We start from the raw sequence: 24714 nt of genomic DNA, 5'->3' as shown, positions 1-24714 counted from the left end.
AACGATGCATCGCCGATGGTAGTGTGGGGTTTCCCCATGTGAGAGTAGGTCATCGTCAAGATTCATTTCGCAAAACCCCTATCTGCGCATGCAGGTAGGGGTTTTGTCTTTAAGTAGGAACTACAGAGATTCGCAGGCACGTCCGAGAGACGGGCCAGCACACAGAATTTCTTGACGACCATAGAGCATTGGAACCACCTGATCCCATCCCGAACTCAGCAGTGAAACGATGCATCGCCGATGGTAGTGTGGGGTTTCCCCATGTGAGAGTAGGTCATCGTCAAGATTCAAATCCAAAGCCCCTGATCGCAATGCGATCAGGGGCTTTGTCTTTTCAGGGCCGTAGCCTGCAACGCATGGCGTTACGCTAGCGCAACCAGCTCAGGAACCCACCTTTCTTCACTTCCGTAGGCTTCTGCATGAGCAGTGACTCTCTACTCTGCCGGCGGAACCGCTGCAACTTGGTCAACGCCGACTGCACCTCACTACGTTGCTCAAGGCAACTGCGTACCTGTTCCTTCTCGATGCGGTAAAGCAGGCATCCGGTCAGGGTACGGAATTCGGCGAAAGAGTCATCGTCGTCAACCAGCCCCTCGATCCCGAGCACCTCGCCCGGGCCCATGCGGCCGGCTTCTACCAGCTTGTCCCCATTACGCACCGAGGCCTGAATCACACCGCTGCCAATCACCAGCAGGTGGTCCGAGTTGTCGCCGATGCCCAGGATCACCTGGTTGGCCAGGTACTCCACCGCCGTCATGCGCTGGCTCAGGGTGTCACGCTCCTCACCGCTGAGCGAGCGGAATACCCGCACCTCATCGATGAGCTCGCGCTGACGGCTGCGTGGCGCAAGCGTCAGGTCGACGTTCCACATCACCCCGCTGGCCTCCAGGTGGCGATGGGCAAGGTCGAACAATTGGTTGCGTACCTCGGTCTTGAGCGCCATGTCGGCAACGAAAGCACTGGCCTCGTATTCCACCGACTCCAGGGAAGAAGTTTTGACCGTTACCTTGGGGGCAGGAGAGGCGAGCAAGGCACTGGTGCCCTGCAGGGCCTTCTCCAACGCATCGAACACGCGCTTTGGCCGGACCTTGGCCGGTACCACCACGCTGATCGCAATCCCATGCCGATCAGCCGGGCGGCTGTGGTTAAGCAGCCGCGCCTTGGCCGCCACCGAATTGGGTATTACCGCCAGGCTACCGGTGCCGGTGATCATTCGCGTGGCGCGCCAGTCGATATCCACCACCTTGCCTTCGGTACCGTCGATGGAGATGGAGTCGCCTATCTGATAGGGCCGTGTGGTATTGAGCACGATCCCGGAGAACACATCGCTCAACGTGCTTTGCAAGGCCAGGCCAATGACGATGGCCATCACCCCGGACGTGGCCAGCAACCCCTTGACCGGCAGCTGCAGCACATAGGCTGCTGCGGCCACCACTGCGGCAAGGAAGATCAGCGCCCCAATCACATCCTGCAACAGGCGCCCGCCATGGCTACCACGTGCCCCCAGCAGCAGGCCGAACACCACCGTCACCGTGCGCGCACCGAACAGCCACCAGCCAATGGCGAGCACCGTTGCCATCAGGTTGCGCGACACTTCGTCAATCCAGGGTGGTGGCTGCAGCGGGCTCATGCCGGCAGCGACCAGCACGGCGCTGAACAGCAGGAAGATCACCAGCCGTGAGGCAATGCGCCAGATGCGGTGCTGCTGGGGGATCAGTTGCCAGAGCAACAAGTCGCCAATGATCAGGCACGTGCCGAGCAGCAAGGGGTAGGACTGGATGAGCGCCAGCATGGTGTTCTCGCTGCAGGGGGCTGAACGTCAGTAATAGAGCAGGTTGAGCGGGCAGGCAATGGGTGCTCCCCCATGCAGCTCAATCCACATCCGACTCGAACAGTCGCGCCAGTTCCACCCGCGCTTCCTTGGCCGTCTGCATGACCTTGGCCCGATCGTCACGCACCCGTCCCTGGGCTTCCAATACCTGCTCGTCATGCTCGGTAAAGCGTGCGATACGGTCAGCGGCCTGCTCATCCGATAGCCCCAGCCCGACCAGCGCACGACGGCTCATTTCCAGGCTGGAATAGAACGTCTCGCGGATCGGCTCCGCGCCGACATCCATCAGCTTGTGCACATGCTGACGGTTGCGTGCCCGAGCGATGACCTTGAGGTGCGGGTACAGGCGCTTGACCCGCTCGGCGGTGCGAATGGTCACCTCGGGGTCGTCACTGGTAATGATGAAATACTCGGCCTCGCCGACCTTGGCCGCATGCAGCACTTCGGGGCGCAGCGGATCGCCGTAGAACACCGGCGCCTGTTCGAACATGCGCGTCATCTCGATTGCGTCCACCGAGGTCTCCAGGGCGATGAAGGGGATCTTTTGCGCACGCAGGATGCGCGAAACGATCTGGCCCATGCGGCCCATGCCGACAATCACTACGCGAGGGCTACCGGCTTCTATGCTCTTGTACTGTTCGGGCACCTCGCGCACTGCTTGCGGGCGCTTCAGGGCGCGGGCGCAGCCGAGCATCAGCAGTGGGGTGATGGCCATCGACAGGGTGATGGTCATCAGCAGCAGGTCGTAGGTTTGCGTATCGAACAGGCCCTGATCCTTGCCCAGCTTGAATACCACGAAGGCGAACTCGCCGCCGGCCGCCAGCACCATGCCCAGGCGCAGCGCGCTTGCGCTGTTGAGGCCACCGGCCAGGCGGCCGACGCCGATCAGCAGCACCAGCTTCACCGCGATCAGCAACAAAGTCAGGCCCAGCAGCACCAGCGGCATGTCCACCAGTAGGCGCAGGTTGGCGCCCATGCCGACACTGATGAAGAACAAGCCCAGCAACAGGCCCTTGAACGGTTCAATCTGCGACTCCAGTTCATGACGGTACTCGGAGTCCGCCAGCAGCAGGCCGGCCAGGAAGGCGCCGAGGGCCATGGAGATTCCTGCCTCTTCCATCAGCCAGGCGGTGCCGATCACCACCAGCAACGCTGTGGCGGTGGACACCTCTGGCAGGCCGGTGCGGGCCACGGTACGGAACAACGGACGCAACAGGTAGCGGCCGCCGACGATGACGATTGCGATGCTGGCAAACACTTTCAGGCCATGTTCGAAGCTGTCGCCATGGCTGGTGTCCGGGCCACTGGCGGCCAGCAACGGCACCAGGGCAATCAGCGGGATTGCAGCGATGTCCTGGAACAGCAGGATGGCAAAGGCCAGGCGGCCATGGGGTGCATTGAGCTGCTTGCTCTCGGCCAGGCTCTGCAAGCCAAGGGCGGTGGAAGACAGTGCCAGCCCCAGGCCGAGCACGATGGCGGCCGGCAGCGTCTGGCTGAAGCCGAACAAGGCGATGGCGCCGATCACCGCGCCGGTCAGCAGCACCTGGGCGGTACCGACGCCGAACACCGATTTGCGCATCAGCCATAGGCGTCTGGGGGACAGCTCCAGACCAATGATGAACAGCAGCAAGACCACGCCCAGTTCAGAGATGTGTGCGACGCTTTCGGTATCGCGGATCAGGCCCAGCGCTTGCGGGCCGATGGCCACACCGGCCAGCAGGTAGCCGATCACGGCGCCCAGTTGCAGGCGCTTGGCCAGGGGCACGGCGACCACGGCGGCAAGGAGGAAGATGACTGCGGTTTGTAGAAGGCTGCCTTCGTGTGGCATTGCTCGTACTCCTTGAACTGCGTGAGGCAGCGCTTTAGGGAACGGATGACAGGTTGCCGAAGCTTATGCCATCGATGGAAGAGGCGAGCATTTTCGGGTGTTGTGAGAAACAGGACAATTCCGGCCTAACGGGAAGCATCGTTCTGAAAGTGGAACCTTTGATTGGCCAATCGCGGGGCAAGCCCGCTCCCACGCTTGCGACTGTGGTAGCGGGCTTGCACCAACCCCTTACTGCAGATGCGTTTTAAGGGCCTGTGCCGCCTGGTCCATGGCACTGCGGACAGTGGGTACGGTGCTCAGCACATTGAGCAGGCCATAGTCATGGATCATGCCGTTGTAGCGCACCGCAGTCACCGGCACCCCGGCGGCGTCGAGCTTGCGAGCGTAGGCTTCGCCTTCGTCACGCAGCACGTCCATTTCGGCGGTCTGAACCAGGGCCGGTGGCAGGCCCTTGAGTTGCTCCAGGCTGGCACGCAGCGGCGAGGCATGGATGTCGTCGCGCTGACGCGGGTCTGTGGTGTAGCTGTTCCAGAACCACTGCATCATGTTGCGGGTCAGGAAGTGGCCCTCGGCGAACTGGTTATAGGAGGCGTTGTTGAAGTTGGCATCGGTCACCGGCCACAGCAGCGCCTGGAAGCGCAGCTTCGGCGTGCCGGCCTCCTTGGCCTTTATCGCCACCACCGCGGCCATGTTGCCGCCGACGCTGTTGCCGGCGACCGCCAGGCGGCTGCCGTCGACGCCGATCTCCTGGCCATGCTCGGCGACCCAGCGGGTAGCGGCATAGGCCTGGTTGATCGCGGTGGGGAACTGCGCTTCTGGCGAAGGCGTGTAGTCGACGTATACCGCCGCTGCGCCGGAGCCGACCACAAGATCGCGGATCAGCCGTTCGTGGGTGGGGTAGTCGCCCAGCACCCAACCACCGCCGTGGAAGAACATGAACACTGGCAGTTCGCCCGTGGCGCCCTCAGGGCGTACCACGCGGATCTGCAATGGCTGGCCGTCGGCCTGAATGGTCCGGCGCTCAACGCGGATACCCGACACATCGACTTTCACCCCGGCCTGGGCTCCGCTCAGTACGGCGCGTGCGTCTTTCGGCGCCAGGGTTTCCAGCGGCTTGCCGCCGCCTGCGGCAAGCGCATCAAGGAAGCCTTGGGTGTTGTGTTCGACGCCAGGGCTGCCGGCGGCGAAGGCACTGTTCACGGCCAGGGCCAGCAGGCCAGCGGTCAGGGTGCGGGACAGTTTCATGTGCGGATTCCTCTGCGTGCGAGCCGGCGGCTCAGTTCTGGTTGGCAAGGGTGGTGGGCTGGCTGTAGCTCACGGCTTGCAATTGGCCGTTGCTGTCGCGGTAGGTCAGGATGGCGGTGCTGGTGTGGCCCTCAATGGCGGTGGGCGCCTCGACGGAGACCACCTGAGCGATGTCCAGCTTCATCCCGTAGCGGTAAGCGCTGGCTTCAGTGGCGAAGGCCCCGGCGCTGGTGCCGATGGCCAGGGTGGTAACGCCGAGGGCGAGGATTGTGCGAAGGGTCATGATCGTTCTCCAGGATGTGCTGAATGGGTTTGGCGACTGCTTGCTGCGTGAGATGAATATTGAGCGCAAATAGTTAGCGCGCAAAATATATTTCAGCTATGGAGAAGATTGACCCTGTGCATGATCCGTCAGCTGCCTGGTCGGTACTGCATCGCTTCGGCCAGATGGGCCCGACCAATGGCCTCGGCTTGTTCCAGGTCCGCCAGCGTACGCGCCACCTTGAGCAGGCGATGGGCCGCCCGCAGCGACAGGGTGAGGCGTTCACAGGCGGTTTCCAGCCAGGCCTGGTCGGCCGATGTCAGCAGGCAATGCCGGCGCAGGCCGTTGAGATCGAGGAAGGCATTGGCGCAGCCCTGGCGACGCTGCTGTAGCGCGCGGGCCTCGGCCACGACAGCGGCGACACTGGCGCTGGTTTCGCCACTGGGTTGGTTATCGAGCACGGTATTCTCCCGGGCCACCGTCAGGTGCAGGTCGATGCGGTCGAGCAGGGGGCCGGAGAGTTTGTTGCGGTAGCGCTGGATCTGCTCGGGGCTGCAGCGGCAGCGGCCGGTGGGGTCGCCAAAATAGCCGCAGGGGCAGGGGTTCATCGCCGCCACCAACTGGAAGCGTGCCGGGAAGCGCACCCGGTCTCTGGCCCGGGCGATCACGATCTCGCCCGATTCCAATGGCTCGCGCAACACTTCCAGCACGCGCCGCTCGAACTCTGGCAGTTCATCAAGAAACAGCACGCCATGGTGTGCCAGGGTGATTTCGCCCGGCTGCGGGCGGCTACCGCCACCGACCAGTGCCGGGCCCGAGGCGGAGTGATGGGGGTGGCGAAACGGCCGCTGCGGCCAGCTGTCCAGCGGTGCGTGGCCGCTGACCGAGCGGATTGCCGCCACCTCCAGCGCCTCGCGCTCGTCCAGCGGTGGCAGCAGGCCGGGCAGGCGGCTGGCGAGCAGGGTCTTGCCGGTGCCGGGCGGCCCGGTGAACAGCAGGTTGTGTCCACCGGCAGCCGCCACCAGCAGGGCACGTTTGGCGGCGGTCTGGCCCTGTACTTCGCTGAGGTCAGGGTAGGGCCGCTGTTTCAGCAGCAAGCCGTTGGCCGCAAAGGGTGGCAGCGGCAGTTGCCCGCTCAGGTGCGCCACCAGCTCCTGCAGATGCCCCACCGCGTACACCACCAGCCCGCTGGCCAGGCTGGCTTCCTCGGCGTTCTCGCGTGGTACCACCAGCGCCCGCCCGGCGTCGCGTGCCGCCAGCGCGGCGGGCAGCACACCTTGCACTGGCCGCAGCGCCCCGGAAAGGGCCAGTTCACCCAGGCATTCGATGTCTTCGAGCGCAGCCACCGGCACCTGGCCATTGGCGGCGAGGATCCCCACGGCGATGGCCAGATCGTAGCGCCCACCGTCCTTGGGCAGGTCGGCTGGTGCGAGGTTCTGGGTGATGCGCCGGGCCGGGTAATCCAGCCCGGCGTTGACGATGGCGCTGCGTACCCGGTCCTTGCTTTCCTTGACCGTGGCCTCCGGCAAACCGACCAGGGTAAGCGACGGCAGGCCGTTGGCCAGGTGGGTTTCGACACTGACGGCGGGTGCCAGCACGCCCACCTGGGCGCGACTGTGGACGAGGGCGAGGGACATGGGCGCTCCGTGTTCGCGTGATTCAGGCCGCATCCTGCGGCCCGGCAAAGCATAGAGGTGTCCCTGGCGGGCACGCTGGAAAGAGTGCGTCGAGGTTTTTCCGCAGCCTCACCTAGCGGCGAGGCTGCTTGCCGCACACCACCGCAACCCCCTCACCCCGCGCCCGAGCCAGCAGTTCCTCGGTATCGTCTGCGCCCGGCAAAGCCAGCACCAGGTCTGGCCGGCTGTCACGCAGCATGAAAGCGTTGCGCAGGCGCTCAGCCAGTTTGCCGTGCAACTGCCAGTTGGGCGGGTAGCGCACGATGTCCGCACCGTGCTCCCGCGCCCAGGCTTCGATATCGCCACCCAGGTACTGGCTGCCGCCGTGTATGAGCACCTGGATCGGTTGCTGTCGCTGCAGTTCGTCCAGCGCGCGACGGCAGCGCTGGTGGTCGGCGTAGTTGCGCCCCGCACAGATCAGTACACGCATACGTCCCCCTCAGAACCACTGGCCGAAGCGGCGGATGTACAGGGTCTTCATGCCTTGCGCCACCAGGCAGTAGCCCAGCAGGGTGGCGGCCAGCCAAGGGAAGTATGCCCACGGCAGCGGCACCAGCCCGACCATCGCCCCCAGTGGTGAGAACGGGATGTAGATACCCAGGCACATCACCAGGCCCGTGGCGAGGATCACCGGCAGTGCCGCGGTGCTCTGCAGGAACGGCACCTTGCGGGTGCGCAGCATGTGCACCACCAATGTCTGCGACAGCAGCCCTTCGATGAACCAGCCGGACTGGAACAGCGCCTGCATCTCCACGCTGTTGGCAGCAAACACGTACCACATCAGGGCGAAGGTGGTGATGTCGAAGATCGACGAGGTGGGCCCGATCCACAGCATGAAGCGGCCGATGTTGCGCGCATCCCATTTGCGCGGCTCGCGCAGAAACTCCTTGTCCATGCGGTCCCAGGGCAGCGACAGCTGAGAGAAGTCGTACATCAGGTTCTGCAGCAGCAAGTGGATCGCCAGCATCGGCATGAACGGGATGAAGGCGCTGGCCACCAGTACCGAAAACACGTTGCCAAAGTTGGAACTGGCAGTCATGCACAGGTACTTCATGATGTTGCCGAAGGTTTCGCGGCCTTTGAGCACGCCCTCTTCGAGCACCATCAGGCTCTTTTCCAGCAGGATGATGTCGGCCGATTCCTTGGCGATATCGGTGCCGCTGTCCACCGAAATGCCCACGTCGGCGTCGCGCAGGGCTGGGGCGTCGTTGATGCCGTCGCCGAGAAAGCCGACGGTGTGGCCGTTGGCCTGCAAGGCCTTGAGCACCCGCGACTTCTGCAACGGGGTGAGCTTGGCGAATACCGTGCGTTCTTCGACCAGTCCCTTGAGCTGGGCGTCGTCCAGCCGCTCGATGTCCTGCCCAAGCAGTGGCTGGCCGGGCTCCAGGCCCACTTCGCGGCAAACTTTGCAGGTGACCACGGGGTTGTCGCCAGTCAGCACTTTCACTTTCACGCCCATGTCACGCAGCGCGGCAATGGCCGGGCCGGCTGTTTCCTTGGGCGGGTCAAGGAAGGTCAGGAAGCCGCGGATCACCAGGCTGCGCTCGTCAGCGGTGCTGTACTGAGCCTTGCGCTCGGTGGCGGGGATTTCGCGGGTGCCGATCAGCAGCACGCGAAAGCCATCCTGGTTGAACGCGCTGGCGGTGGCCAGCAGTTGCTGGCGCTGGGCCTCGTCGAGGTGGATGCGCTGGCCGTTCTCTTCTACATGGGTGGCGATGGCGAGCATTTCCTCGACCGCGCCCTTGCTGACCAGCAGGTGATCGCCGAGCGCATCCTTGACGATCACCGACAGGCGCCGGCGAATGAAGTCGAAGGGCAATTCGTCGACCTTGGCGTAGGCGTAGGGCGGCTGGAAGCCGCTGTTCTCGCCAGCGAAGCGCAGCACGGCCTGGTCCATGAGGTTTTTCACGCCGCTCTGGTGGTGGCTGTTGAGCCAGGCCAGCTCGAGCAGTTGTGGGTCGGTGCGGCCGCTCGGGTCGACATGGTGTTCGAGGATGATGCGGTCCTGGGTCAGGGTGCCGGTCTTGTCGGTGCACAGCACATCCATCGAGCCAAAGTTCTGGATGGCGTTCAGGCGCTTGACCACCACTTTGCGCCTGGCCATGGCCACGGCGCCCTTGGCCAGGTTGGCACTGACGATCATCGGCAGCATTTCCGGGGTGAGGCCCACGGCCACGGCCAGGGCGAACAGGAAGGCATCGCTCCAGTCACCCTTCACCACGCCATTGAGCACGAACACCACCGGCACCATCACCAGCATGAAGCGGATCAGCAGGCTGCTGACGCTGTTCACGCCGCGGTCGAAGGCGGTCTGGCTGCGCGAGCCGGCAATCGCCCTGGCCAGCGAGCCGAAGTAGGTGCGCTTGCCGGTGGCCACCACCACGGCGCGGGCGCGGCCGCTGACCACGTTGGTGCCCATGAAGCCGATGTTCGGCAGGTCGAGCAGGCTGCCTTCGTCAGTGGCGCTGTCGGCGGCGGACTTCGGTGCGACGTGGCCGAGGGTGTCGTACTTTTCCACCGGCAGCGCTTCGCCGGTGAGCACGGCCTGGCTGATGAACAGGTCGCGCGACTCGATAAGGCGGATATCGGCAGGGATCATGTCGCCAGCGGCCAATTGCACGATATCGCCGGCCACCAGCTCGTTCATGGGCACTTCGCGCAGCTGCGCGGGGGTGTCGTGGCGCTCCCGACGCAGTACCGTGGCGGTGGTGCGGACCATCGCCTTGAGTGCTTCGGCCGCCTTGCTCGAACGGTATTCCTGCCAGAAGCGCAGCAGGCCGCTGACGCTGACCATGGTCAGGATGATGATCACCTTGGTCAGGTCGAGGTCGTCGAAGTCACCGGCGCGCAGCGGCAGCCAGTAATCGGTGACGAAGCTGATGGCGGCGAGGGTGAGCAGTACATAGATGAAGGGGTTGTGCAGCGCCTTGAGCAGTTGCATCAGGGCTGGTTGCGGTTTGTCGTGGGCGACCTCGTTGGCGCCATCGCGCTGCAGGCGTTTGGCAGCTTCGTGCTCGGTCAGGCCGAGCTCGCTGGCGTCGAGGTTGGCGAGGGTGACGGCCAGGCCGTTGCGCGCCTCACGGGCGGCGCGCATGGACAGGCGAGCGTCCTGAGTCGTGGTGGTGTTGCGGTCTTTGACGGTCATCGGGCTGTGCTCCTGCCGCAGGAGGCGGCACGAAACACAGTCGACTCACGGTTGGGCGGGTGAGTGCGCGTGTTTCGGGCCGCGATCATTCGATCGGTAAATAACATTGTCTTTCCGGCGGTTGAACGTTCGCTGGCGCGTGCCGGAGTTAATGTCGGCAGCGAACTTTCTACTGGCTGAGTCCATGATGTCGTTATTCCTCTGGTAACTTTCAGGCAATAAGAATCCCGCGAACTTTAATGATGAAAAGTTCGTGTCTTATTGGTGGCAATTCAATATGTAAGTGGCGACGCGCCCGTCAGCCGAAACACAACAAGGCGCGCCATCGACTCGGCGGTTCCTGGCCGTCATCGGCATGCCAGTGCAGGCGCAGGCAGCCTTTGCCAGGTTGCGATAGCCAGGCGGCACGCAGGCGTGAGCCACGCGCGACGGGGGCGGGGAAGGGCGGCGGGGCCGCATGGGTGCAGGTGTGCAGCGCCCCGAGGCGGGCGTGCAGGTGTGTACGGATAAAGGTGATGAGGTTCATGAGCTTGCCTCCGACCGGGCTGGCACCCGGGGCGGCAAGCTACGGCGGAGCATCAGGCTCTGGCGCGGCTTGCCCAGCCAGGGAGGCGGGCCCGGAGTTCCGGTTCAAGTGCCTGACAGCCAGGGGCGGCCAGGCAGCGACTAGATACTGTGTCCATTGAATTCTTCGTGAGTTGAAATAAAGGCCCGGTTTTCAGGGCGGGTGAACTTTATGCAAAGCATAGCGGGCAAGTCAACCCGCAAGGTGAAACTGAATTAAGTTTCATCTGGTTTAATCAGCGCAATTATATGTTGGAAGCTCCAACGGCAGGGTGCCTTCCCTGCAGGAGCGGCAGGGCCGCTCCAGAGACGGGATGATTATTTCTCTGATGCTGGCGCTGGCGCGATCCGCGCTTCCAGTTCGGCGAACTGTTTCTCCAGCGCTTCAAGGCGGGCACGGGTGCGGGCCAATACCACCATCTGGCTGTCGAACTCCTCGCGGCTGACCAGGTCGAGCTTGCTGAAGGCACCCTGCATCAGCACTTTGAACTGGCTCTCCAGTTCGGCGCGGGGCTGAGCGGTGTCGCCGCTGAACAGGCGCGAGGCCTGGTCGCTCAGGGCATCGAGAAGGGCTTTGGGCGCGAGCATGTCAGGCTATCCGTTGATGGGTGAAAGGGCAGCAGTGTATCACGCCCCTTTTCGCGGGTTGCCCTGCACACTTTTTGCGCAGGGCGGCCAAAGGTCGCGCACCGAAGTTGTGCAGCTTTTCCCTGCTGGCGACTGGCCAATCCCGACTATTTCACGCAACTACCTGTTTTCCGGTGTTTTCCCGGAGCTGGCAAGGTTTCTGCAAAGACCTGGGTGAGCCATGCACTGATGCGGTCCGCTGTGACCAGGCAGTGCGTAGCCCAGTGGTAAGGCCCTCGGTCACCGCCACAAGGTGTCGCGGCGGGGAGGATGGAGCCGACGACGCGTTACAAAGCCAGGCGCTGCGCTTAGACTTGAGACGGGTTTGTTTTCCTGGGGCAAGTCCACCAAATCGGGAGAGAGTTTCATGAAGCTAGTCACTGCCATCATCAAGCCGTTCAAGCTGGACGACGTGCGCGAGTCGCTGTCGGAAATCGGCGTGCAGGGCATCACCGTGACCGAAGTCAAAGGCTTCGGCCGGCAGAAGGGTCACACCGAGCTGTATCGCGGCGCCGAATACGTGGTCGATTTCCTGCCCAAGGTGAAGATCGATGTCGCCATCGACGACAAAGACCTTGATCGGGTGATCGAGGCCATCACCAAGGCGGCTAACACCGGCAAGATCGGTGACGGCAAGATTTTCGTGGTCAATCTGGAGCAAGCGATCCGCATCCGTACCGGCGAAACCGATACCGACGCGATCTAAACGCTACAAAAAAGCCTCACCAAACCCAACGCCCCAGGAGAAAACAACATGACTCTGCGTAAGATCGCAGGGCTAGGAGCCCTATTGTCCCTCGTAATGCCAGGGTTGGCCCTGGCCGAGGAAACTGCCGCCCCGGTGCTCAACTCCGGCGACACCGCCTGGATGCTCACCTCGACGGCGCTGGTCCTGTTCATGACCATCCCGGGCCTGGCCCTGTTCTACGGCGGCATGGTGCGTTCCAAGAACGTGCTGTCGGTGATGATGCAGTGCTTTGCCATCACCGGGCTGATCAGCATCCTGTGGGTTATCTACGGTTACAGCCTGGCATTCGATACCGCGGGTATGGAAAAGGGCGTGCTCAACCTGAATTCCTTCATCGGTGGCTTCTCCAAGGCCTTCCTCAACGGCGTCACGCCGTCGGGCCTGACCTCTGCCACCGCGTTGTTCCCTGAAGCGGTGTTCATCACCTTCCAGATGACCTTCGCCATCATCACCCCGGCGCTCATCGTCGGTGCCTTTGCCGAACGCATGAAGTTCTCGGCCATGCTGATTTTCATGGGCGTGTGGTTCACCCTGGTCTATGCGCCGATCGCGCACATGGTCTGGAGCGGTGACGGTGCGCTGATGTGGGATTGGGGCGTGCTGGACTTTGCCGGCGGCACCGTGGTGCACATCAACGCCGGTATCGCCGGCCTGGTCTGCTGCCTGGTGCTGGGCAAGCGCAAAGGCTACCCGACCACGCCAATGGCGCCGCACAACCTGGGCTACACCCTGATGGGCGCGGCCATGCTGTGGATCGGTTGGTTCGGCTTCAACGCAGGCTCTGCGGCGGCCGCCAACGGCACCGCCGGCATGGCGATGCTGGTCACCCAGATCGCTACCGCCGCCGCCGCCCTGGGCTGGATGTTCGCCGAGTGGGTCTTCCACGGCAAACCGAGCGCACTGGGCATCGCCTCGGGTGTGGTCGCCGGCCTGGTCGCCATCACCCCCGCCGCCGGTACCGTCGGCCCGATGGGCGCGCTGGTGATCGGCCTGGTCTCGGGCGTGGTCTGCTACTTCTGCGCCACCAGCCTCAAGCGCAAGATGGGTTACGACGACTCGCTCGACGCCTTCGGCGTGCACGGTATCGGCGGCATCGTCGGTGCGCTGCTCACCGGTGTGTTCGCAGCGCCGGCCCTGGGCGGCTTCGGCGCGGTCACCGACATCGCCGCGCAGTTCTGGATCCAGGCCAAAGGTGTGCTGTTCACCGTGGTCTACACCGCCATCGTCACCTACGTGATCCTCAAAGTGCTGGACCTGGTGATGGGCCTGCGGGTCAGCGAAGAAGAAGAGTCGGTCGGCCTCGACCTGGCTCAACACAACGAGCGCGGCTACAACCTGTAACCGCCACGCTGGAAATCTTGCCCGGTTCGCCGGGCATTTTTTTGCCTGTAATTTGCCGTTTTACGCCCGGCAAACGGTTTCGCTGTCTTGTTCGCGACCCGGGCAGAAAACTTACAAGTCATTGGGCGTTTCTGGTGCTTTGCTTTTTCTGCGAGCGCGCTAGAATGCGCGCCGAAGGGTGTGGGACGAGTAACCCGCACACTTCGCCACCCTTTGCTAGGCTTGCAGTAGCCTGTGGCCAGCCAGGGTAAGAACAGTGTTGTCAGGCCTTGCCAGGAGCAGGGCCTGCTGGGTGCCGGGCCTCCCATCAGGAGCTGGACACCCGAGGCAGTGGCCAACCCACGGCCAGTTGAATTTTCACCGGTGACTGCCGTCTACGGTCGCACCGGTCTATAACTAACCTGCTTTTCGCAAGTCATGAGGTAGAACATGAGCGACGACGATCTGGAAAATGATGACCTCGAAGTAGGTGACGAAGACGAGGGTGATGAAGGCCTCGAGGCGGCAGCCGACGATGGTGCGGAAGATGCTGGCGATGACGACAGCAGCCCCGCGCCGACCGCCAAGGGCAAGTCCAAGGCGGCTGTTTCGGTAGACGAAATGCCGAGCATGGAAGCCAAGCAGAAGGAGCGTGATGCCCTGGCCAAGGCGATGGAAGAGTTTCTTTCGCGCGGTGGCAAGGTGCAGGAAGTCGAGGCCAATGTGGTCGCCGACCCGCCCAAGAAGCCGGACAACAAGTACGGCAGCCGCCCTATCTGAGTGGCTGATTGCAAAGAAGCCCGCCGTCGCTGCGGGCTTTTTTGTGGCTGTTGCCCTGCAGAAAGAAAGATCCAGGCATTTTCCCTGTAGGAGCGGCCTTGTGTCGCGAAAGGGCTGCGCAGCAGCCCCAGAATTTCAGAACCGACAACGATCCCCGGGGCCGCTTTGCGGCCCTTTCGCGACACAAGGCCGCTCCTACAGGGATGGCGCATGGCCTGAAGATGTGGGATGGGGATTGTGAATCCAGTCAGCGCCAGCGCGCCAGCACCTCGGGCAACTGCGACAACCGCTGAATCTGCGCATCCGGCGCTTGCTCGCCCGCCCAGGCCTTGTGCTGCGGGTTGAACCATACCGCGCGCAACCCGGCCCGCTGTGCCCCGGCGATGTCGTCGCCCGGGTGGTCGCCGATGTGCACCGCCGCCCCAGCGTCCACGCCACCCAGTTTCAGGGCCTCCATGAACGGTGCCGGATCCGGCTTGCCTACGCCCAGGTCCTCGGCGCACAGGGCAAAGCGGAAGTAGTCCGCCAAGCCGAGCCGGCGCACGTCGGCGTTGCCATTGGTGACCACCCCGAGCATGTACTGGTGGCGCAGGATTTCCAGCACCGGCTGCACCTCGGGGAACACCTCGACCTGGTGCCGCGCATGGAGGAACACCTCGAAGCCTTCGTTGGCCAGTTCCTGGGCGTGCTTCTCGCTGTAGCCGACTTCTTCCAGGGCGTGGAACAGCACACGCCTGCGCAGGGCGCTGATGCGGTGCTTGAGGCCGGGTTCGGCCTGAACCAGGCGTTCACGGATGGCGAACAGGTGCTCGACCGGCACCGCGCCCAGAACCGGCGCATTGGCGGCGAGCCAGTCGCGCAGGACGGTTTCGGCACTAGCGATGACCGGCGCGGTGTCCCACAGCGTGTCGTCCAGGTCAAAGGTGATCAGCTTGATGGTCATGAGTCTGTGCCTTTGCTGCGTTTGGCCCGGGGGTGGGCGCTGTCGTACACCGCGGCCAGGTGCTGGAAGTCCAGGTGGGTGTAGATCTGCGTGGTGCTGATGTCGGCGTGGCCGAGCATTTCCTGCACCGCGCGCAGGTCCTGGGACGATTCCAGCAGGTGGCTGGCGAAGGAATGGCGAAGCATGTGCGGATGCAGGTGCTGGCCAAGCTCGCGCTCGCCGGCGGTCTTGACCCGCAGCTGAATGGCCCGTGGGCTGAGGCGCTTGCCCTGGCGGGTGATGAACACCGCGCCGTCCTGGGGGCCACCGATGCCGCGCAGGCGCAGCCACGCCTGCAGCGCCTCGCGCGCCTTGCGCCCGACCGGCAGTACGCGGCTCTTGCTGCCCTTGCCCTGCACCTGTACCAGCCCGGCGGCCAGGTCGAGGTACTCGAGGTCGAGGCCAGCCAGTTCCGACAGGCGCAGGCCGGAGGAGTAGAACAGTTCGAGGATGGCCTGGTCACGCCGGGCGATGAAGTCATCATCAACGCCGCCATCGAGCAGCTGCAGCGCGCGGTCGGTGTCGAGCACCTTGGGCAGGCGCCGCTCGCCCTTGGGGGGCGCCAGGCCATCGGCCGGGTCGTGCTGGCACAGGCCTTCGCGGTTGAGGTAGCGGTACAGCCCGCGCACCGCCGAAAGCAGGCGCGCCAGGCTGCGTGAGGACTGCCCGTGATGGTGCTGGCGCGCCACCAGTTGGCGCAGCTGCTGGACTTGCAGCGCAGGCCAGCCGCCAATGCCTTGGCTGTTGCAGTAGGCAATGACCTTTTCCAGGTCGCGGCGGTAGGCCAGCAAGGTGTGTTCGGAGACCTGGCGCTCGTTGCGCAGATGCGCGCAATAAGCCTCCAGCTGGCGCTCCATCAGCGCACCGAGCGTAGGGTCTGGGTGAAGCGTGGCACCACGCGGCCCAGCACTTCGGCGATGTAGCTGAGGAACAGGGTGCCGACGCTGCTCTTGTAGTGCTGCGGGTCGCGGCTGCCGATCGCCAGCACGCCATGCAGGCCCTGGTACTCGAGAGTGGCCACGGCGCTGGAGCCGACCTCCTTGTGCTGGTCATTGCCGAACAGGAAGGCCAGCTCGTGCTCGCGCAGGTTGCCGCTGATGGTCTTGCCGCCACCGATCAGCCCGCCGATGGCCTGCTGGGCCTCGCTGCCGGACACCCAGCGGCCGACCGGCGCGGCATTCTCGCCGAACAGGATCAAGCTGACGAAGGGCACCTTGAACTCCTGGCGCAGGCTGTCTTCAACGGCCATTACCACTTCTTCCAGGCTGCCGGCATCCAGCAGGTCGAGGATCAGCCGGCGGGTCTTGTCGAACAGCCGGTCGTTGTCGCGGGCTACGTCCATCAGCTGCGACAGGCGATGGCGCATCTCGATGTTGCGATCACGCAGCAGCTTGAGCTGGCGCTCCACCAGCGACACGCTGTCGCCGCGCTGGTGGGGGATGCGCTGCTCGATCAGCAGCTCGTCATGTTCGGCGAAGAACGTGGGGTGGGCGCGCAGATAGGCGACCACTGCGTCGGCGTCGAGCTCGGGTACAACGTGCGGCTGTTCAGTCATGGCGGCTACTCGCTTAAAGACGAACCTGTCCTTCGAATACACGTACGGCCGGGCCGGTCATCAATACCGGCTGGCCAGGGCCAGCCCACTCGATGCTCAGGCGCCCGCCGGGCAGGTCGATGGTTACCGGCGAGTCCATCCAGCCCTGGGCGATAGCCGCGACGGCGGCGGCGCAAGCGCCGGTACCGCAAGCCTGGGTCTCACCCGCGCCACGCTCCCACACCCGCAGGTTGGCGCGGTGGCGGTCGATGACCTGGATGAAGCCGGCATTGACCCGCTGCGGGAAGCGCGGATGGTGCTCGATCTTCGGCCCTAGTTCATGCACCGGCGCGCTGCGCACGTCATCGACGCGCAGCACCGAATGCGGGTTGCCCATCGACACGGCAGCGATCTGGTGCACCTGGCCGTCGACTTCCAGCGGGTAGCTCAAAGCCTGCTCATCGGCGATGAACGGGATGTCGGCCGGGACGAAGCGCGGCGGGCCCATGTCGACACAGATCTGGCCGTCGTTGCGCACGTCCAGTTCGATGATGCCGCTCTTGGTTTCGACGCGGATACGCTTTTTCGCGGTCAGGCGCTTGTCCAGCACGAAGCGGGCGAAGCAGCGCGCGCCGTTGCCGCATTGCTCGACCTCGGAGCCGTCGGCGTTGAAGATCCGGTAGCGGAAATCCACGTCCGGATTGTTCGGCGCTTCGACGATCAGTAGTTGGTCGAAGCCGATGCCGGTGTTGCGGTCACCCCATTGCTTGGCGTGCTTGGGCTGGATATGCGCGTGCTGGCTGACCAGGTCGAGGACCATGAAGTCGTTGCCAAGCCCGTGCATTTTAGTAAAACGCAGCAGCATGGGTTCACTCCGGCAGCAGGCTTTCGCCGGCGAACAGTTCAGCGATGGTTTCGCGGCGACGCACCTCGAAGGCCTGGTCACCATCGACCAGTACTTCGGCGCAGCGGCCACGGGTGTTGTAGTTCGAGCTCATGACGAAACCATAGGCGCCGGCGGACTGCACGGCCAGCAGATCGCCTTCGGCCAGGTTCAGCACACGGTCCTTGCCCAGGAAGTCACCGGTCTCGCAGATCGGTCCGACCAGGTCGTAGGCACGGCCTTCACCTTCACGGGGTTTGACTGCGCTGACCCCCATCCAGGCCTGGTACAAGGCCGGGCGGATCAGGTCGTTCATTGCCGCATCGATGATGGCGAAATCCTTGTGCTCGGTGTGCTTGAGGTATTCCACGCGGGTCAGCAGCACGCCGGCGTTGGCCACGATGTAGCGGCCCGGTTCGAACACCAGGGCCAGGTCACGGTCGCCGATACGCTCGCGGATGGCCTTGATGTACTCGGCCACCAATGGCGGCTGCTCATCGCGGTAACGCACGCCGACACCGCCGCCCAGGTCCAGGTGGCGCAGGTGGATGCCGCATTCGGCGAGGCGATCGACCAGCACCAATAGGCGGTCCAGTGCATCTAGGAACGGCTCGACGGTGGTCAGCTGCGAACCGATGTGGCAGTCGACGCCGACCACTTCCAGGTTTGGCAGCTGCGCGGCGCGCACGTATATGGCTTCGGCATCGGCGATGGCGATACCGAACTTGTTCTCTTTGAGGCCGGTGGAGATGTACGGGTGGGTGCCGGCATCGACATCCGGGTTCACCCGCAGCGACACCGGGGCCACCTTGCCCAGCTCGGCGGCTACCACTTGCAGGCGCTCGAGTTCGTCGGTGGATTCGACGTTGAAGCAGTGCACGCCGACTTCCAGGGCACGACGCATGTCTTCGCGGGTCTTGCCGACACCGGAGAACACCACGCGATCGGCACGCCCGCCGGCTGCCAGTACGCGCTCCAGCTCACCGCCGGAGACGATGTCGAAACCCGAACCCATCCGGGCCAGCAGGTTCAGCACGGCGAGGTTGGAGTTGGCTTTGACCGCGAAGCAGACCAGGTGCTCGACACCCTGCAGGGCATCGGTATAGCTACGGTACTGGGCCTCGATGTGGGCGCGCGAATACACGTAGGTGGGGGTGCCGAAACGCTCGGCGATGGCCGACAGGCCCACCCCTTCCGCGAACAGCTCGCCGCCACGGTAGTTGAATGCATCCATGGGATTTCCTTACTGCGCGGGAGACTGCTCGGGCTGCTCCAGCTCGTCTTGCTGTTCGGCCGGCTGGGCGTGCTTGTGCTGCTGGTGCGACTTGCTCGGGCCTTTGCCGTCCTTGCCGTCTTCCGGCAGGTACAGGGGGCCCTTCTGACCGCAGGCCGAAACGAGGCAGGCAACCGCGACCAGCGCCGCGAGGGAGGAAATCAGGCGCTTCATTGGTGAAATCCTTTGAAATAAGCAGTATTGCGCCCGAGTATACCGAGCGACCACCCGATTGCCTATGCAAGGGCCGGCCCGCCGGGCGGCGTTATTCTTGGGCTGTCAGTGCCAGCCCCGTCACGGGTAAACCCGCTCCACAGGAGCGTTGTGGGAGCGGGTTTGCCCGTGACGGGGCCCGCCCAGGCATCCGCTAGTCTTTGCATTCAACTGCTGGCGCCCGTATCTTCCCCGCCTTGCTTGCAACGCAGCCATTATTCGAGGTCCATGCACATGAGTTTGAGCGAAGCGCGTTTCCACGACCTGGTCGACGCGACCCAACAGGCCCTGGAAGACCTGTTCGACGAGAGCGGCCTGGATCTGGACATGGAAAACTCCGCCGGTGTCCTGACCATCAAATTCGACAACGGCAGCCAGCTGATCTTCAGCCGCCAGGAGCCACTGCGCCAATTGTGGCTGGCGGACAAGTCCGGCGGTTTCCACTTCGACTACGACGAAGAGAGCGGCAAGTGGGTGTGCGAGAAAAGCGAGGAGCTGCTCGGCGAGATGCTCGAGCGCATCGTCTGGGAGCGTGCCGGCGAGAAGCTGGACTTCGACGAAATCTGACATGAGCGACCAGCCTCGGCCCCCCAAGCCGCTGTACAGCAATGTCAGCCCAGCCGTGCCGTCACCCTGCATCAGCGTGTGCCGCCTCGATGAACACAAGGTCTGCACCGGCTGCCATCGCCATGTCGAGCATATCCGCGAGTGGCGTGCGGCCGACGACGACCGGCGCCGGCAGATCTGCCGTGAGGCCCTGGCCCTGAAAGCGCGGGCCCAGGCATAACCCCATTGATGCTGCGGGCTTGAGTATTTGCCCTGCTGTGGTAGTGTCGGGTCTTGCGTCGGTGACGCCACAGCATTCACAAACCCCGCCCTTGGGCGGGGTTTTGCTTTATCTGCCTCAAGCAAATTGCCTGTTCAAAGGAGTCTGACTGGATCATGAGCACCAAACCTTCCCTCACCCTCACCCGATTGGACGTACAGCGTCTCGAGCGCCTGATCGACAGCCTCGATGAAAGCACCCCGGGTGTGCTCGCCCTGCAGGACGAGCTGGACCGCGCCGAGCAGGTGGTCGGTCACGAAGAGGTGCCGGCTGGCGTGGTGACCATGAATTCGCGCGTGCACTGCCGTGAGATCGCCAGCGGCAAGGACTATCACCTGACCCTGGTTTATCCGAAGGATGCCGGCCCCGAGGGCAATGTCTCCATCCTGGCGCCGATCGGTTGTGCGTTGCTGGGGCTGTCGGTGGGTGACCAGATCGACTGGCCGGCCCCCGGTGGCAAGACCCTCAAGCTCGAACTGCTGGCCGTGGAGTACCAGCCGGAAGCAGCGGGTGACTTCGACCTCTGACGCGGCCCTTGGGCCTCAGGGCTCCAGCGCCGCCTGCAGTTGCTCCAGGCCATCGTTCAAGGCCTGCTCGAGCTCGCGCTTGTAGCGCAGGCACAGGCTCGTCGAGCCTGGGTCGTCGCCTAGCAGATCGGACAGGTCCAGGTCGGTGATATAGCAGCGGTAGCTGCCGGCGCTGTGGCGCTGGCGCAGGATCTGCCGGGCGGCCACGGCATACAGCTGGTCGCCGTGTTCCAGCTCGGAAAATTCCTGCTGATCGCAATAGAGCGTGACGTGCACGGCGCCGCCCGCACCGCCCTGCACAATCGCCTGGACCTCGTAGTAAGGCTGGCGGCGGCCGTCCAGCGGCGCCTGGCGTGGCTCCAGGCTGCGAGCCTTGCCCAAGCCTGAAGGCAGCAACTGGCAATAGGCGATCTCCAGCGACGCTTGCTGCAGGCTCTCCAGTGGCAGTTGGGCATCGCGGCGCATCACCATCGACCGCAGAAAACGATGCAGTGGCAGCAACAGGTGTTGCTCGTCCTGCAGCACCACGCGCTGCTGCCACAAGACGTTGTGCTCATCCAGCACATACAGGTCGGCCCAACCATCGAGCAGGCGGTAGAACACCTGGATACAGCCTGGCCGGCCTTGCTCGAGGACCAGCGGCAGGTCGTGGTCCTGCAAGGCGTTGGCATCCAGATGCAGTGGGCTGTAGGCGCTGCGGACCTCGCCCAGTGCCGCCAGCACGCCATCCTGGTCGTCGAGGGTGGCCAGGGTGACCTGCCCCGGCAGCAGCTCCAGTACATGGGTGTGCTGGGCCACCTGCAGCAGGTAACGGTGGTTGAGGCCTTGATCGAGCAGCCGTTGCGCGGTCGCGAAGATCTCCTCTACCCGCTGGCTGATAGCCTGGGCGCGGTTGTGACAGTAGCAGCGCACCCGCACCCGCGGGCGGTGGTTACGCCGGCCAAGGCTGTTGAGGTGGTCGCGCAGGCAACGCATCAGGGCATGCTCGCCGTCATAGCGCTGCACCAGCACCTCGTTCCAGCTGTTGAGGGTGATCTGGTCGAGGGTCAGCACCAGGTTTTCGCGCACCCCGGCGTAACTGAGCGAGTCGGTGCGCTCGGTGGTCATCAGGATGTTCAGGTCGCGGTGATGGCGCAGCGGGTCGACAGCGACGTTGACCAGCAAAAGGATTTCGTCGGCCACGCTCGGTTGCAGCAGGCGGGCTTCACTGACCGTCTCCAGCGGCAGCACGATGCTCTGCTGCAGGCTGCCGATCAGGTTGAACAGCTCGAAATCATTGAGATCGCTGACACCCGGGTGCAAGGCGATCCGCGTGCTGCCGTCGATCACCCCGTTGCGGTGGGCCCAGGTGAGCAGTTCGAGCAGTTCGCGGCAGCGCTTGATCGGGCTGAAGTGCTCCCATTCGTGCACCCCCAGGTTGCCGTTGTACAGCCCCCAGTGATACGTGCCGGGCTCCTTGCGGTTGGCCGACTGCACCAGGGTCAGGGTGTCTTCGGCCAGGTCCGGGGCTATGCCCGGATTGATCACCTCGATCTTCCCGGCGCGGCGCTCGAAGGCTGCGTACAGGCGCCGGCCGAGCACGTTGAGTTCGCGCGGGTCGGCGCGGCTGTCGGCCTGTTGGTTGCGGGCAAACTCGCTGAGGAAGCGGTAGCTGTGGTTCAGTTCGGCCACCAGCTCACGGCGCTCTACGGCCACCTGGCGCACCTTCCATTGGCTGCGGCTGTCGAGCAGGGCCAGTTGGCGCTCGTCCCAGCCCCACTCCTCGGCCAGCTTCGCCAACAGGCGGCGTTGCCAGCCACCGCTGCGCGAAGCGAGGTTGCTGAGCTTCTTGTTCACTTTCAGGTACAGGCTGCGCCGCACCCGCTCCAGGCGGGCGGTTTCGCCGCGTTGCAGCAGGTAGGCTTCGATGCGCCGGTAGACCATCACGTAGGGGTCGAGCGCGTCCAGCTCCAGGTGGTTGGCGAACACCGCCTGCTTGAAGTCCAGGCTCAGGCAGCGCACCTGGGGGTGCTCGCTGGCGTAGACCTCGGTGAGCAGCAGTTTGAGCAGTGACTTGTAGGGCGAGTCGATGCCCTTGAACAGCTGCCACAGCCCGGCGCCAACGTATTCCTCCTGGGGAATTTGCGCCAGGTGGCCCAGGTCGATGTCGTCACGGGCCCGAATGAAGCGCTTGGACAGCAAGGTCTGGGTGTAGTCGCGGTAGTTGTGCTCCTGGTACACCGGCACCAGCCACCACAGCGGTGTGCGCCCGGCCAGCCAGATGGCGGTGCGGTAGAACTCGTCGAGCAACAGGTAGTGCTGGGTGGTGCCGCAGTCGTCCGAGCTGAGCTGGCTGTCGCGCGCGCCCTGGACGAAGCCCTGCGCATCGATGAGGAAGCAGTGCACCTCGGCCCCCTGGCTGGCCGCCCAAGCCTCGAGCAACTGGCATTTGCGGCGCAATTCGCCCAGGGCCTGTTCGCTCAGGTCGGCGGCGTGGCATACCCACACATCCATGTCGCTTTGCTCGGCCTGGGCCAGGGTGCCCAGGCTGCCCATCAGGAACAGCCCGTGGATCGGTTGCGGTGGGTTGCCGTGGCGGGCCTTGTAGGTGAACGAGCGGGTCAGGCGCTGGGCTTCGGCCAGCAATTCGGCGTCTGGCTCGAAACCCGAGACACCTGCGGGTGTAGTACCCGAGACGTAGCCTGGCAGCAGAGGGTGGTTGACGTGGAAGAACAGCGGCAACAGCGTGATCACCTGTTGCTGGCGCGTCGACAGACCCTCCATGGCGCGCCCCAGGCGCCCCTGGCTGACCTTCAGAAAGCGCGCGCGCAGCCGCGACAGCTCCTTGCGGTCGATGCCTTGGGCGATGTCGGGGCGAATTTCGTGAGGGTGGTTCATTGCGCACTCAGGCGGGCTGCGGAGCAATGGCGAGTTTAGCCTGAGTGATGCGGTCGGATAAGGGGTTGCTGGCTTTTTGGCGTCAGATTTACAGCGTCCGTTTGCGGTGCATCGCGGGGCAAGCCCGCTCCCACCAGACGTGGCAGCGGGCTCGGCGAAATCAGGCCGGCTGTGGTGTCTTGAGGATGTTCAGGAGCAACCGGACGCTTTCGGCGGCATCGTTGCCCAGGCTGGTGAGGTAGCCACCATCAGGCTGGTCGGTGAGCTCTTTGTCGTACAGGCGCTGGGCTGCGGCGATAAGGGCGGGGGAAGCGGTGCTGCCAACCTTGATGCCTTCCTGGTGATTGTCCAGGTTGAACAGGGCGAGCACTTCCAGTTCGGCGATCAGTTCGGGGGTGAAGGACATAGGGCGACTCCTGACTTCCAGACAAGGATGAAGTCAGGAGTGTAGTCAGGGTTACTCGATGTCGCCTTGATTCGCCTCAGGTGGCAGCTCCGGCAGGGCGCGCAGGGCGGTTTCGTACCACTCGGTGTCGAACGGGCGGTCCTCGTCGAGCATGGCGTCGATCTCGATGGCCAGCACGTGGGCCATGAGGTTGAGGATGTCTTCACGCTCGTAGCCGACCAGGGTCAGCTTGTTGAACGTGGCCTTGGCCGCGGGCGGTTCGCCGCTTTCGATCTGGTTTTCGATGGCCTGGGTCAGTGTGGCCTCGGCGAAGTCTTCTTCATCATTGCTGTCGATGTCTTGGGGTTCGCTCATGGCGGTGCTCCTGTGGTGAGGCGCACAGTGTGCCATGCCCGCTTCGGCAATGCCCGGCCATCGACCGCGCCCATGACGCTGGCCATGGTTGGGGAAGGGCGCTATAACAGCCCGGCCATCCCCACACGGCCTGGAGGCTGTCTCAATGCTCAAGCTTCATGGATTCGCGGTCAGCAACTACTACAACATGGTCAAGCTGGCGCTGCTGGAGAAAGGCTTGCCGTTCGAAGAGGTGCTGTTCTTCGGCGGCCAGGCGCCCCAGGCCCTGGCGGTGAGCCCGCGCGGCAAGGTGCCGGTGCTGGAGACCGAGCATGGTTTTCTCAGCGAGACCGGCGTGATTCTCGACTACATCGAGCAGACCCAGCCCGGCAAGGCGCTGCTGCCCGCCGATGCCTTCGGCCAGGCCAAGGTCCGTGAGCTGCTCAGGGAAATCGAGCTGTACATCGAGCTGCCGGCGCGTACCTGCTATGCCGAGGCGTTCTTCGGCGCGGCGGTGGAGCCGCTGATCAAGGAGCGGGCGCGGGCCGACCTGCTGGCAGGCTTTGCCACCCTCAAGCGCAATGGCAAGTTCGCGCCTTATGTGGCGGGTGAGCAACTGACCATCGCCGACCTGATGTTCTGCTTCTCGGTGGACCTGGCCTGCCTGGTGGGCAAGAAGGTGCTGAACATCGACTTCCTGGAGGACTTCCCGCAAGCCAAGGCGCTGCTCGACAAGCTGCGCGAGAACCCGCATATGGCGCGGATCGTGGCGGACAAGGACGCGGCGATGCCGGCGTTCCTGGAAATGGTCAAGAGCGGTAAGCGCTAAGCCGG

25 protein-coding genes and 1 rRNA gene are annotated in these 24714 nt (G+C 64.1%); 8 read left to right on the top strand and 18 right to left on the bottom strand.

The genetic code is table 11. The annotated features are described in order from the left end of the window. Positions 1 to 170: 170 nt before the first annotated feature. A 5S ribosomal RNA gene (gene rrf, locus ABE459_RS14160) occupies positions 171 to 286 on the top strand. 81 nt (positions 287 to 367) lie between these two features. Here rrf and ABE459_RS14155 read toward each other — a convergent pair. The 9 genes from ABE459_RS14155 to ABE459_RS14115 form a co-directional block, all read right to left on the bottom strand. After that, on the bottom strand, positions 368 to 1792 hold the full coding sequence (locus tag ABE459_RS14155) for a mechanosensitive ion channel family protein (RefSeq protein ID WP_323829068.1): 1425 nt from the start codon (positions 1790 to 1792) through the stop codon (positions 368 to 370). Between the two features lie 79 nt (positions 1793 to 1871). Next, complete coding sequence (locus tag ABE459_RS14150; protein ID WP_125462109.1) at positions 1872 to 3659, bottom strand: monovalent cation:proton antiporter-2 (CPA2) family protein; 1788 nt, start codon at positions 3657 to 3659, stop codon at positions 1872 to 1874. A gap of 228 nt (positions 3660 to 3887) precedes the next feature. Continuing rightward, the gene (locus ABE459_RS14145) at positions 3888 to 4904 is read right to left on the bottom strand and encodes an alpha/beta hydrolase (RefSeq protein WP_323829071.1); all 1017 of its coding nucleotides are present in this window, start codon (positions 4902 to 4904) and stop codon (positions 3888 to 3890) included. Between the two features lie 31 nt (positions 4905 to 4935). Further along, complete coding sequence (locus tag ABE459_RS14140) at positions 4936 to 5187, bottom strand: DUF2790 domain-containing protein (protein WP_125462111.1); 252 nt, start codon at positions 5185 to 5187, stop codon at positions 4936 to 4938. A 128-nt stretch (positions 5188 to 5315) separates the two neighbouring features. Beyond that, positions 5316 to 6803 (bottom strand): YifB family Mg chelatase-like AAA ATPase, encoded by a 1488-nt coding sequence (locus ABE459_RS14135; RefSeq protein WP_323829074.1) that lies wholly within the window; start codon positions 6801 to 6803, stop codon positions 5316 to 5318. 112 nt (positions 6804 to 6915) lie between these two features. Further along, entirely contained in the window at positions 6916 to 7272 is a 357-nt protein-coding gene (locus tag ABE459_RS14130; protein WP_125462113.1) for a DUF2493 domain-containing protein, read from the bottom strand. 9 nt (positions 7273 to 7281) lie between these two features. Continuing rightward, positions 7282 to 9987 carry a magnesium-translocating P-type ATPase gene (mgtA, locus tag ABE459_RS14125; protein ID WP_125462114.1) on the bottom strand — a complete coding sequence of 902 codons (2706 nt, stop codon included), beginning with the start codon at positions 9985 to 9987 and terminating at the stop codon, positions 7282 to 7284. Positions 9988 to 10285: 298 nt separating this feature from the next. Next, the gene (locus tag ABE459_RS14120; protein WP_125857044.1) at positions 10286 to 10513 is read right to left on the bottom strand and encodes a hypothetical protein; all 228 of its coding nucleotides are present in this window, start codon (positions 10511 to 10513) and stop codon (positions 10286 to 10288) included. Between the two features lie 356 nt (positions 10514 to 10869). Continuing rightward, entirely contained in the window at positions 10870 to 11139 is a 270-nt protein-coding gene (locus tag ABE459_RS14115; RefSeq protein WP_323829085.1) for an accessory factor UbiK family protein, read from the bottom strand. 406 nt (positions 11140 to 11545) lie between these two features. Between ABE459_RS14115 and glnK the strand changes: the two genes are divergently transcribed. From glnK to sutA, 3 genes are all read left to right on the top strand, one after another. After that, positions 11546 to 11884, top strand: coding sequence for a P-II family nitrogen regulator (gene glnK, locus ABE459_RS14110; protein WP_002555808.1), 339 nt, complete (start codon positions 11546 to 11548; stop codon positions 11882 to 11884). Positions 11885 to 11932: 48 nt separating this feature from the next. Continuing rightward, positions 11933 to 13267, top strand: coding sequence for an ammonium transporter (locus ABE459_RS14105; RefSeq protein WP_125462117.1), 1335 nt, complete (start codon positions 11933 to 11935; stop codon positions 13265 to 13267). 429 nt (positions 13268 to 13696) lie between these two features. Then, positions 13697 to 14026: a transcriptional regulator SutA gene (gene sutA / locus ABE459_RS14100; protein WP_105947199.1), complete on the top strand. Its 330-nt coding sequence runs from the start codon at positions 13697 to 13699 to the stop codon at positions 14024 to 14026. 247 nt (positions 14027 to 14273) lie between these two features. Here sutA and ABE459_RS14095 read toward each other — a convergent pair whose 3' ends face one another. From ABE459_RS14095 to ABE459_RS14070, 6 genes are read right to left on the bottom strand one after another with little or no spacing between them, the layout of a single operon-like run. Further along, entirely contained in the window at positions 14274 to 14969 is a 696-nt protein-coding gene (locus ABE459_RS14095; RefSeq protein WP_323829916.1) for an HAD family hydrolase, read from the bottom strand. Beyond that, positions 14966 to 15865, bottom strand: a complete 900-nt coding sequence (gene xerC / locus ABE459_RS14090; RefSeq protein ID WP_125462119.1) for a tyrosine recombinase XerC — start codon at positions 15863 to 15865, stop codon at positions 14966 to 14968. The genes ABE459_RS14095 and xerC overlap by 4 nt, the downstream gene beginning before the upstream one ends. Further along, positions 15865 to 16563, bottom strand: a complete 699-nt coding sequence (locus ABE459_RS14085; RefSeq protein WP_125462120.1) for a DUF484 family protein — start codon at positions 16561 to 16563, stop codon at positions 15865 to 15867. The genes xerC and ABE459_RS14085 overlap by 1 nt, the downstream gene beginning before the upstream one ends. A gap of 13 nt (positions 16564 to 16576) precedes the next feature. After that, on the bottom strand, positions 16577 to 17407 hold the full coding sequence (gene dapF, locus ABE459_RS14080) for a diaminopimelate epimerase (protein WP_125462121.1): 831 nt from the start codon (positions 17405 to 17407) through the stop codon (positions 16577 to 16579). Positions 17408 to 17411: 4 nt separating this feature from the next. Further along, entirely contained in the window at positions 17412 to 18659 is a 1248-nt protein-coding gene (lysA, locus tag ABE459_RS14075) for a diaminopimelate decarboxylase (RefSeq protein ID WP_125857048.1), read from the bottom strand. Between the two features lie 9 nt (positions 18660 to 18668). After that, a complete protein-coding gene (locus ABE459_RS14070; protein ID WP_125462123.1) occupies positions 18669 to 18872 on the bottom strand; it encodes a lipoprotein in 204 nt (67 codons plus the stop codon). A gap of 273 nt (positions 18873 to 19145) precedes the next feature. Here ABE459_RS14070 and cyaY point away from each other — a divergent pair, with 273 nt between their 5' ends. The 3 genes from cyaY to rnk all read left to right on the top strand — a co-directional run bounded on the left by cyaY (position 19146) and on the right by rnk (position 20264). Beyond that, positions 19146 to 19478 (top strand): iron donor protein CyaY, encoded by a 333-nt coding sequence (cyaY, locus tag ABE459_RS14065; RefSeq protein WP_125462124.1) that lies wholly within the window; start codon positions 19146 to 19148, stop codon positions 19476 to 19478. Between the two features lies 1 nt (position 19479). Next, on the top strand, positions 19480 to 19698 hold the full coding sequence (locus ABE459_RS14060) for a DUF1289 domain-containing protein (protein WP_125462125.1): 219 nt from the start codon (positions 19480 to 19482) through the stop codon (positions 19696 to 19698). Between the two features lie 155 nt (positions 19699 to 19853). Beyond that, complete coding sequence (gene rnk / locus ABE459_RS14055; RefSeq protein WP_125462126.1) at positions 19854 to 20264, top strand: nucleoside diphosphate kinase regulator; 411 nt, start codon at positions 19854 to 19856, stop codon at positions 20262 to 20264. Between the two features lie 15 nt (positions 20265 to 20279). Here the strand turns inward: rnk and ABE459_RS14050 are convergent, their stop codons facing one another. The 3 genes from ABE459_RS14050 to ABE459_RS14040 form a co-directional block, all read right to left on the bottom strand. Next, on the bottom strand, positions 20280 to 23141 hold the full coding sequence (locus ABE459_RS14050; protein ID WP_323829919.1) for a class I adenylate cyclase: 2862 nt from the start codon (positions 23139 to 23141) through the stop codon (positions 20280 to 20282). A gap of 160 nt (positions 23142 to 23301) precedes the next feature. After that, on the bottom strand, positions 23302 to 23547 hold the full coding sequence (locus ABE459_RS14045; RefSeq protein ID WP_125462128.1) for a TIGR02647 family protein: 246 nt from the start codon (positions 23545 to 23547) through the stop codon (positions 23302 to 23304). 51 nt (positions 23548 to 23598) lie between these two features. Beyond that, the gene (locus ABE459_RS14040; protein WP_323829921.1) at positions 23599 to 23901 is read right to left on the bottom strand and encodes a hypothetical protein; all 303 of its coding nucleotides are present in this window, start codon (positions 23899 to 23901) and stop codon (positions 23599 to 23601) included. A gap of 145 nt (positions 23902 to 24046) precedes the next feature. Between ABE459_RS14040 and ABE459_RS14035 the strand changes: the two genes are divergently transcribed. Further along, positions 24047 to 24709 (top strand): glutathione S-transferase, encoded by a 663-nt coding sequence (locus ABE459_RS14035; protein WP_125462129.1) that lies wholly within the window; start codon positions 24047 to 24049, stop codon positions 24707 to 24709. Positions 24710 to 24714 lie beyond the last annotated feature (5 nt).

The sequence above is a fragment of the Pseudomonas sp. TWI923 genome, assembly GCF_039673365.1.
Lineage (GTDB): Bacteria > Pseudomonadota > Gammaproteobacteria > Pseudomonadales > Pseudomonadaceae > Aquipseudomonas > Aquipseudomonas sichuanensis.
Note: the sequence above shows the minus strand (reverse complement) of the source record. Positions and strands in the feature narration are given on the sequence as shown.

What these genes read in the sequence shown, in the direction of transcription:
- glnK (WP_002555808.1), top strand. Translation starts at nt 11,546, where the DNA reads ATGAAGCTAGTCACTGCCATCATCAAGCCGTTCAAGCTGGACGACGTG.
- ABE459_RS14105 (WP_125462117.1), top strand. Translation starts at nt 11,933, where the DNA reads ATGACTCTGCGTAAGATCGCAGGGCTAGGAGCCCTATTGTCCCTCGTA.
- rnk (WP_125462126.1), top strand. Translation starts at nt 19,854, where the DNA reads ATGAGCACCAAACCTTCCCTCACCCTCACCCGATTGGACGTACAGCGT.
- dapF (WP_125462121.1), bottom strand. Translation starts at nt 17,407, where the DNA reads ATGCTGCTGCGTTTTACTAAAATGCACGGGCTTGGCAACGACTTCATG.
- ABE459_RS14085 (WP_125462120.1), bottom strand. Translation starts at nt 16,563, where the DNA reads ATGACTGAACAGCCGCACGTTGTACCCGAGCTCGACGCCGACGCAGTG.
- ABE459_RS14045 (WP_125462128.1), bottom strand. Translation starts at nt 23,547, where the DNA reads ATGTCCTTCACCCCCGAACTGATCGCCGAACTGGAAGTGCTCGCCCTG.
- ABE459_RS14035 (WP_125462129.1), top strand. Translation starts at nt 24,047, where the DNA reads ATGCTCAAGCTTCATGGATTCGCGGTCAGCAACTACTACAACATGGTC.
- ABE459_RS14130 (WP_125462113.1), bottom strand. Translation starts at nt 7,272, where the DNA reads ATGCGTGTACTGATCTGTGCGGGGCGCAACTACGCCGACCACCAGCGC.
- ABE459_RS14145 (WP_323829071.1), bottom strand. Translation starts at nt 4,904, where the DNA reads ATGAAACTGTCCCGCACCCTGACCGCTGGCCTGCTGGCCCTGGCCGTG.
- ABE459_RS14095 (WP_323829916.1), bottom strand. Translation starts at nt 14,969, where the DNA reads ATGACCATCAAGCTGATCACCTTTGACCTGGACGACACGCTGTGGGAC.
- ABE459_RS14050 (WP_323829919.1), bottom strand. Translation starts at nt 23,141, where the DNA reads ATGAACCACCCTCACGAAATTCGCCCCGACATCGCCCAAGGCATCGAC.
- ABE459_RS14140 (WP_125462111.1), bottom strand. Translation starts at nt 5,187, where the DNA reads ATGACCCTTCGCACAATCCTCGCCCTCGGCGTTACCACCCTGGCCATC.
- lysA (WP_125857048.1), bottom strand. Translation starts at nt 18,659, where the DNA reads ATGGATGCATTCAACTACCGTGGCGGCGAGCTGTTCGCGGAAGGGGTG.
- mgtA (WP_125462114.1), bottom strand. Translation starts at nt 9,987, where the DNA reads ATGACCGTCAAAGACCGCAACACCACCACGACTCAGGACGCTCGCCTG.
- ABE459_RS14070 (WP_125462123.1), bottom strand. Translation starts at nt 18,872, where the DNA reads ATGAAGCGCCTGATTTCCTCCCTCGCGGCGCTGGTCGCGGTTGCCTGC.
- xerC (WP_125462119.1), bottom strand. Translation starts at nt 15,865, where the DNA reads ATGGAGCGCCAGCTGGAGGCTTATTGCGCGCATCTGCGCAACGAGCGC.
- ABE459_RS14155 (WP_323829068.1), bottom strand. Translation starts at nt 1,792, where the DNA reads ATGCTGGCGCTCATCCAGTCCTACCCCTTGCTGCTCGGCACGTGCCTG.
- ABE459_RS14115 (WP_323829085.1), bottom strand. Translation starts at nt 11,139, where the DNA reads ATGCTCGCGCCCAAAGCCCTTCTCGATGCCCTGAGCGACCAGGCCTCG.
- cyaY (WP_125462124.1), top strand. Translation starts at nt 19,146, where the DNA reads ATGAGTTTGAGCGAAGCGCGTTTCCACGACCTGGTCGACGCGACCCAA.
- sutA (WP_105947199.1), top strand. Translation starts at nt 13,697, where the DNA reads ATGAGCGACGACGATCTGGAAAATGATGACCTCGAAGTAGGTGACGAA.
- ABE459_RS14135 (WP_323829074.1), bottom strand. Translation starts at nt 6,803, where the DNA reads ATGTCCCTCGCCCTCGTCCACAGTCGCGCCCAGGTGGGCGTGCTGGCA.
- ABE459_RS14120 (WP_125857044.1), bottom strand. Translation starts at nt 10,513, where the DNA reads ATGAACCTCATCACCTTTATCCGTACACACCTGCACGCCCGCCTCGGG.
- ABE459_RS14040 (WP_323829921.1), bottom strand. Translation starts at nt 23,901, where the DNA reads ATGAGCGAACCCCAAGACATCGACAGCAATGATGAAGAAGACTTCGCC.
- ABE459_RS14150 (WP_125462109.1), bottom strand. Translation starts at nt 3,659, where the DNA reads ATGCCACACGAAGGCAGCCTTCTACAAACCGCAGTCATCTTCCTCCTT.
- ABE459_RS14060 (WP_125462125.1), top strand. Translation starts at nt 19,480, where the DNA reads ATGAGCGACCAGCCTCGGCCCCCCAAGCCGCTGTACAGCAATGTCAGC.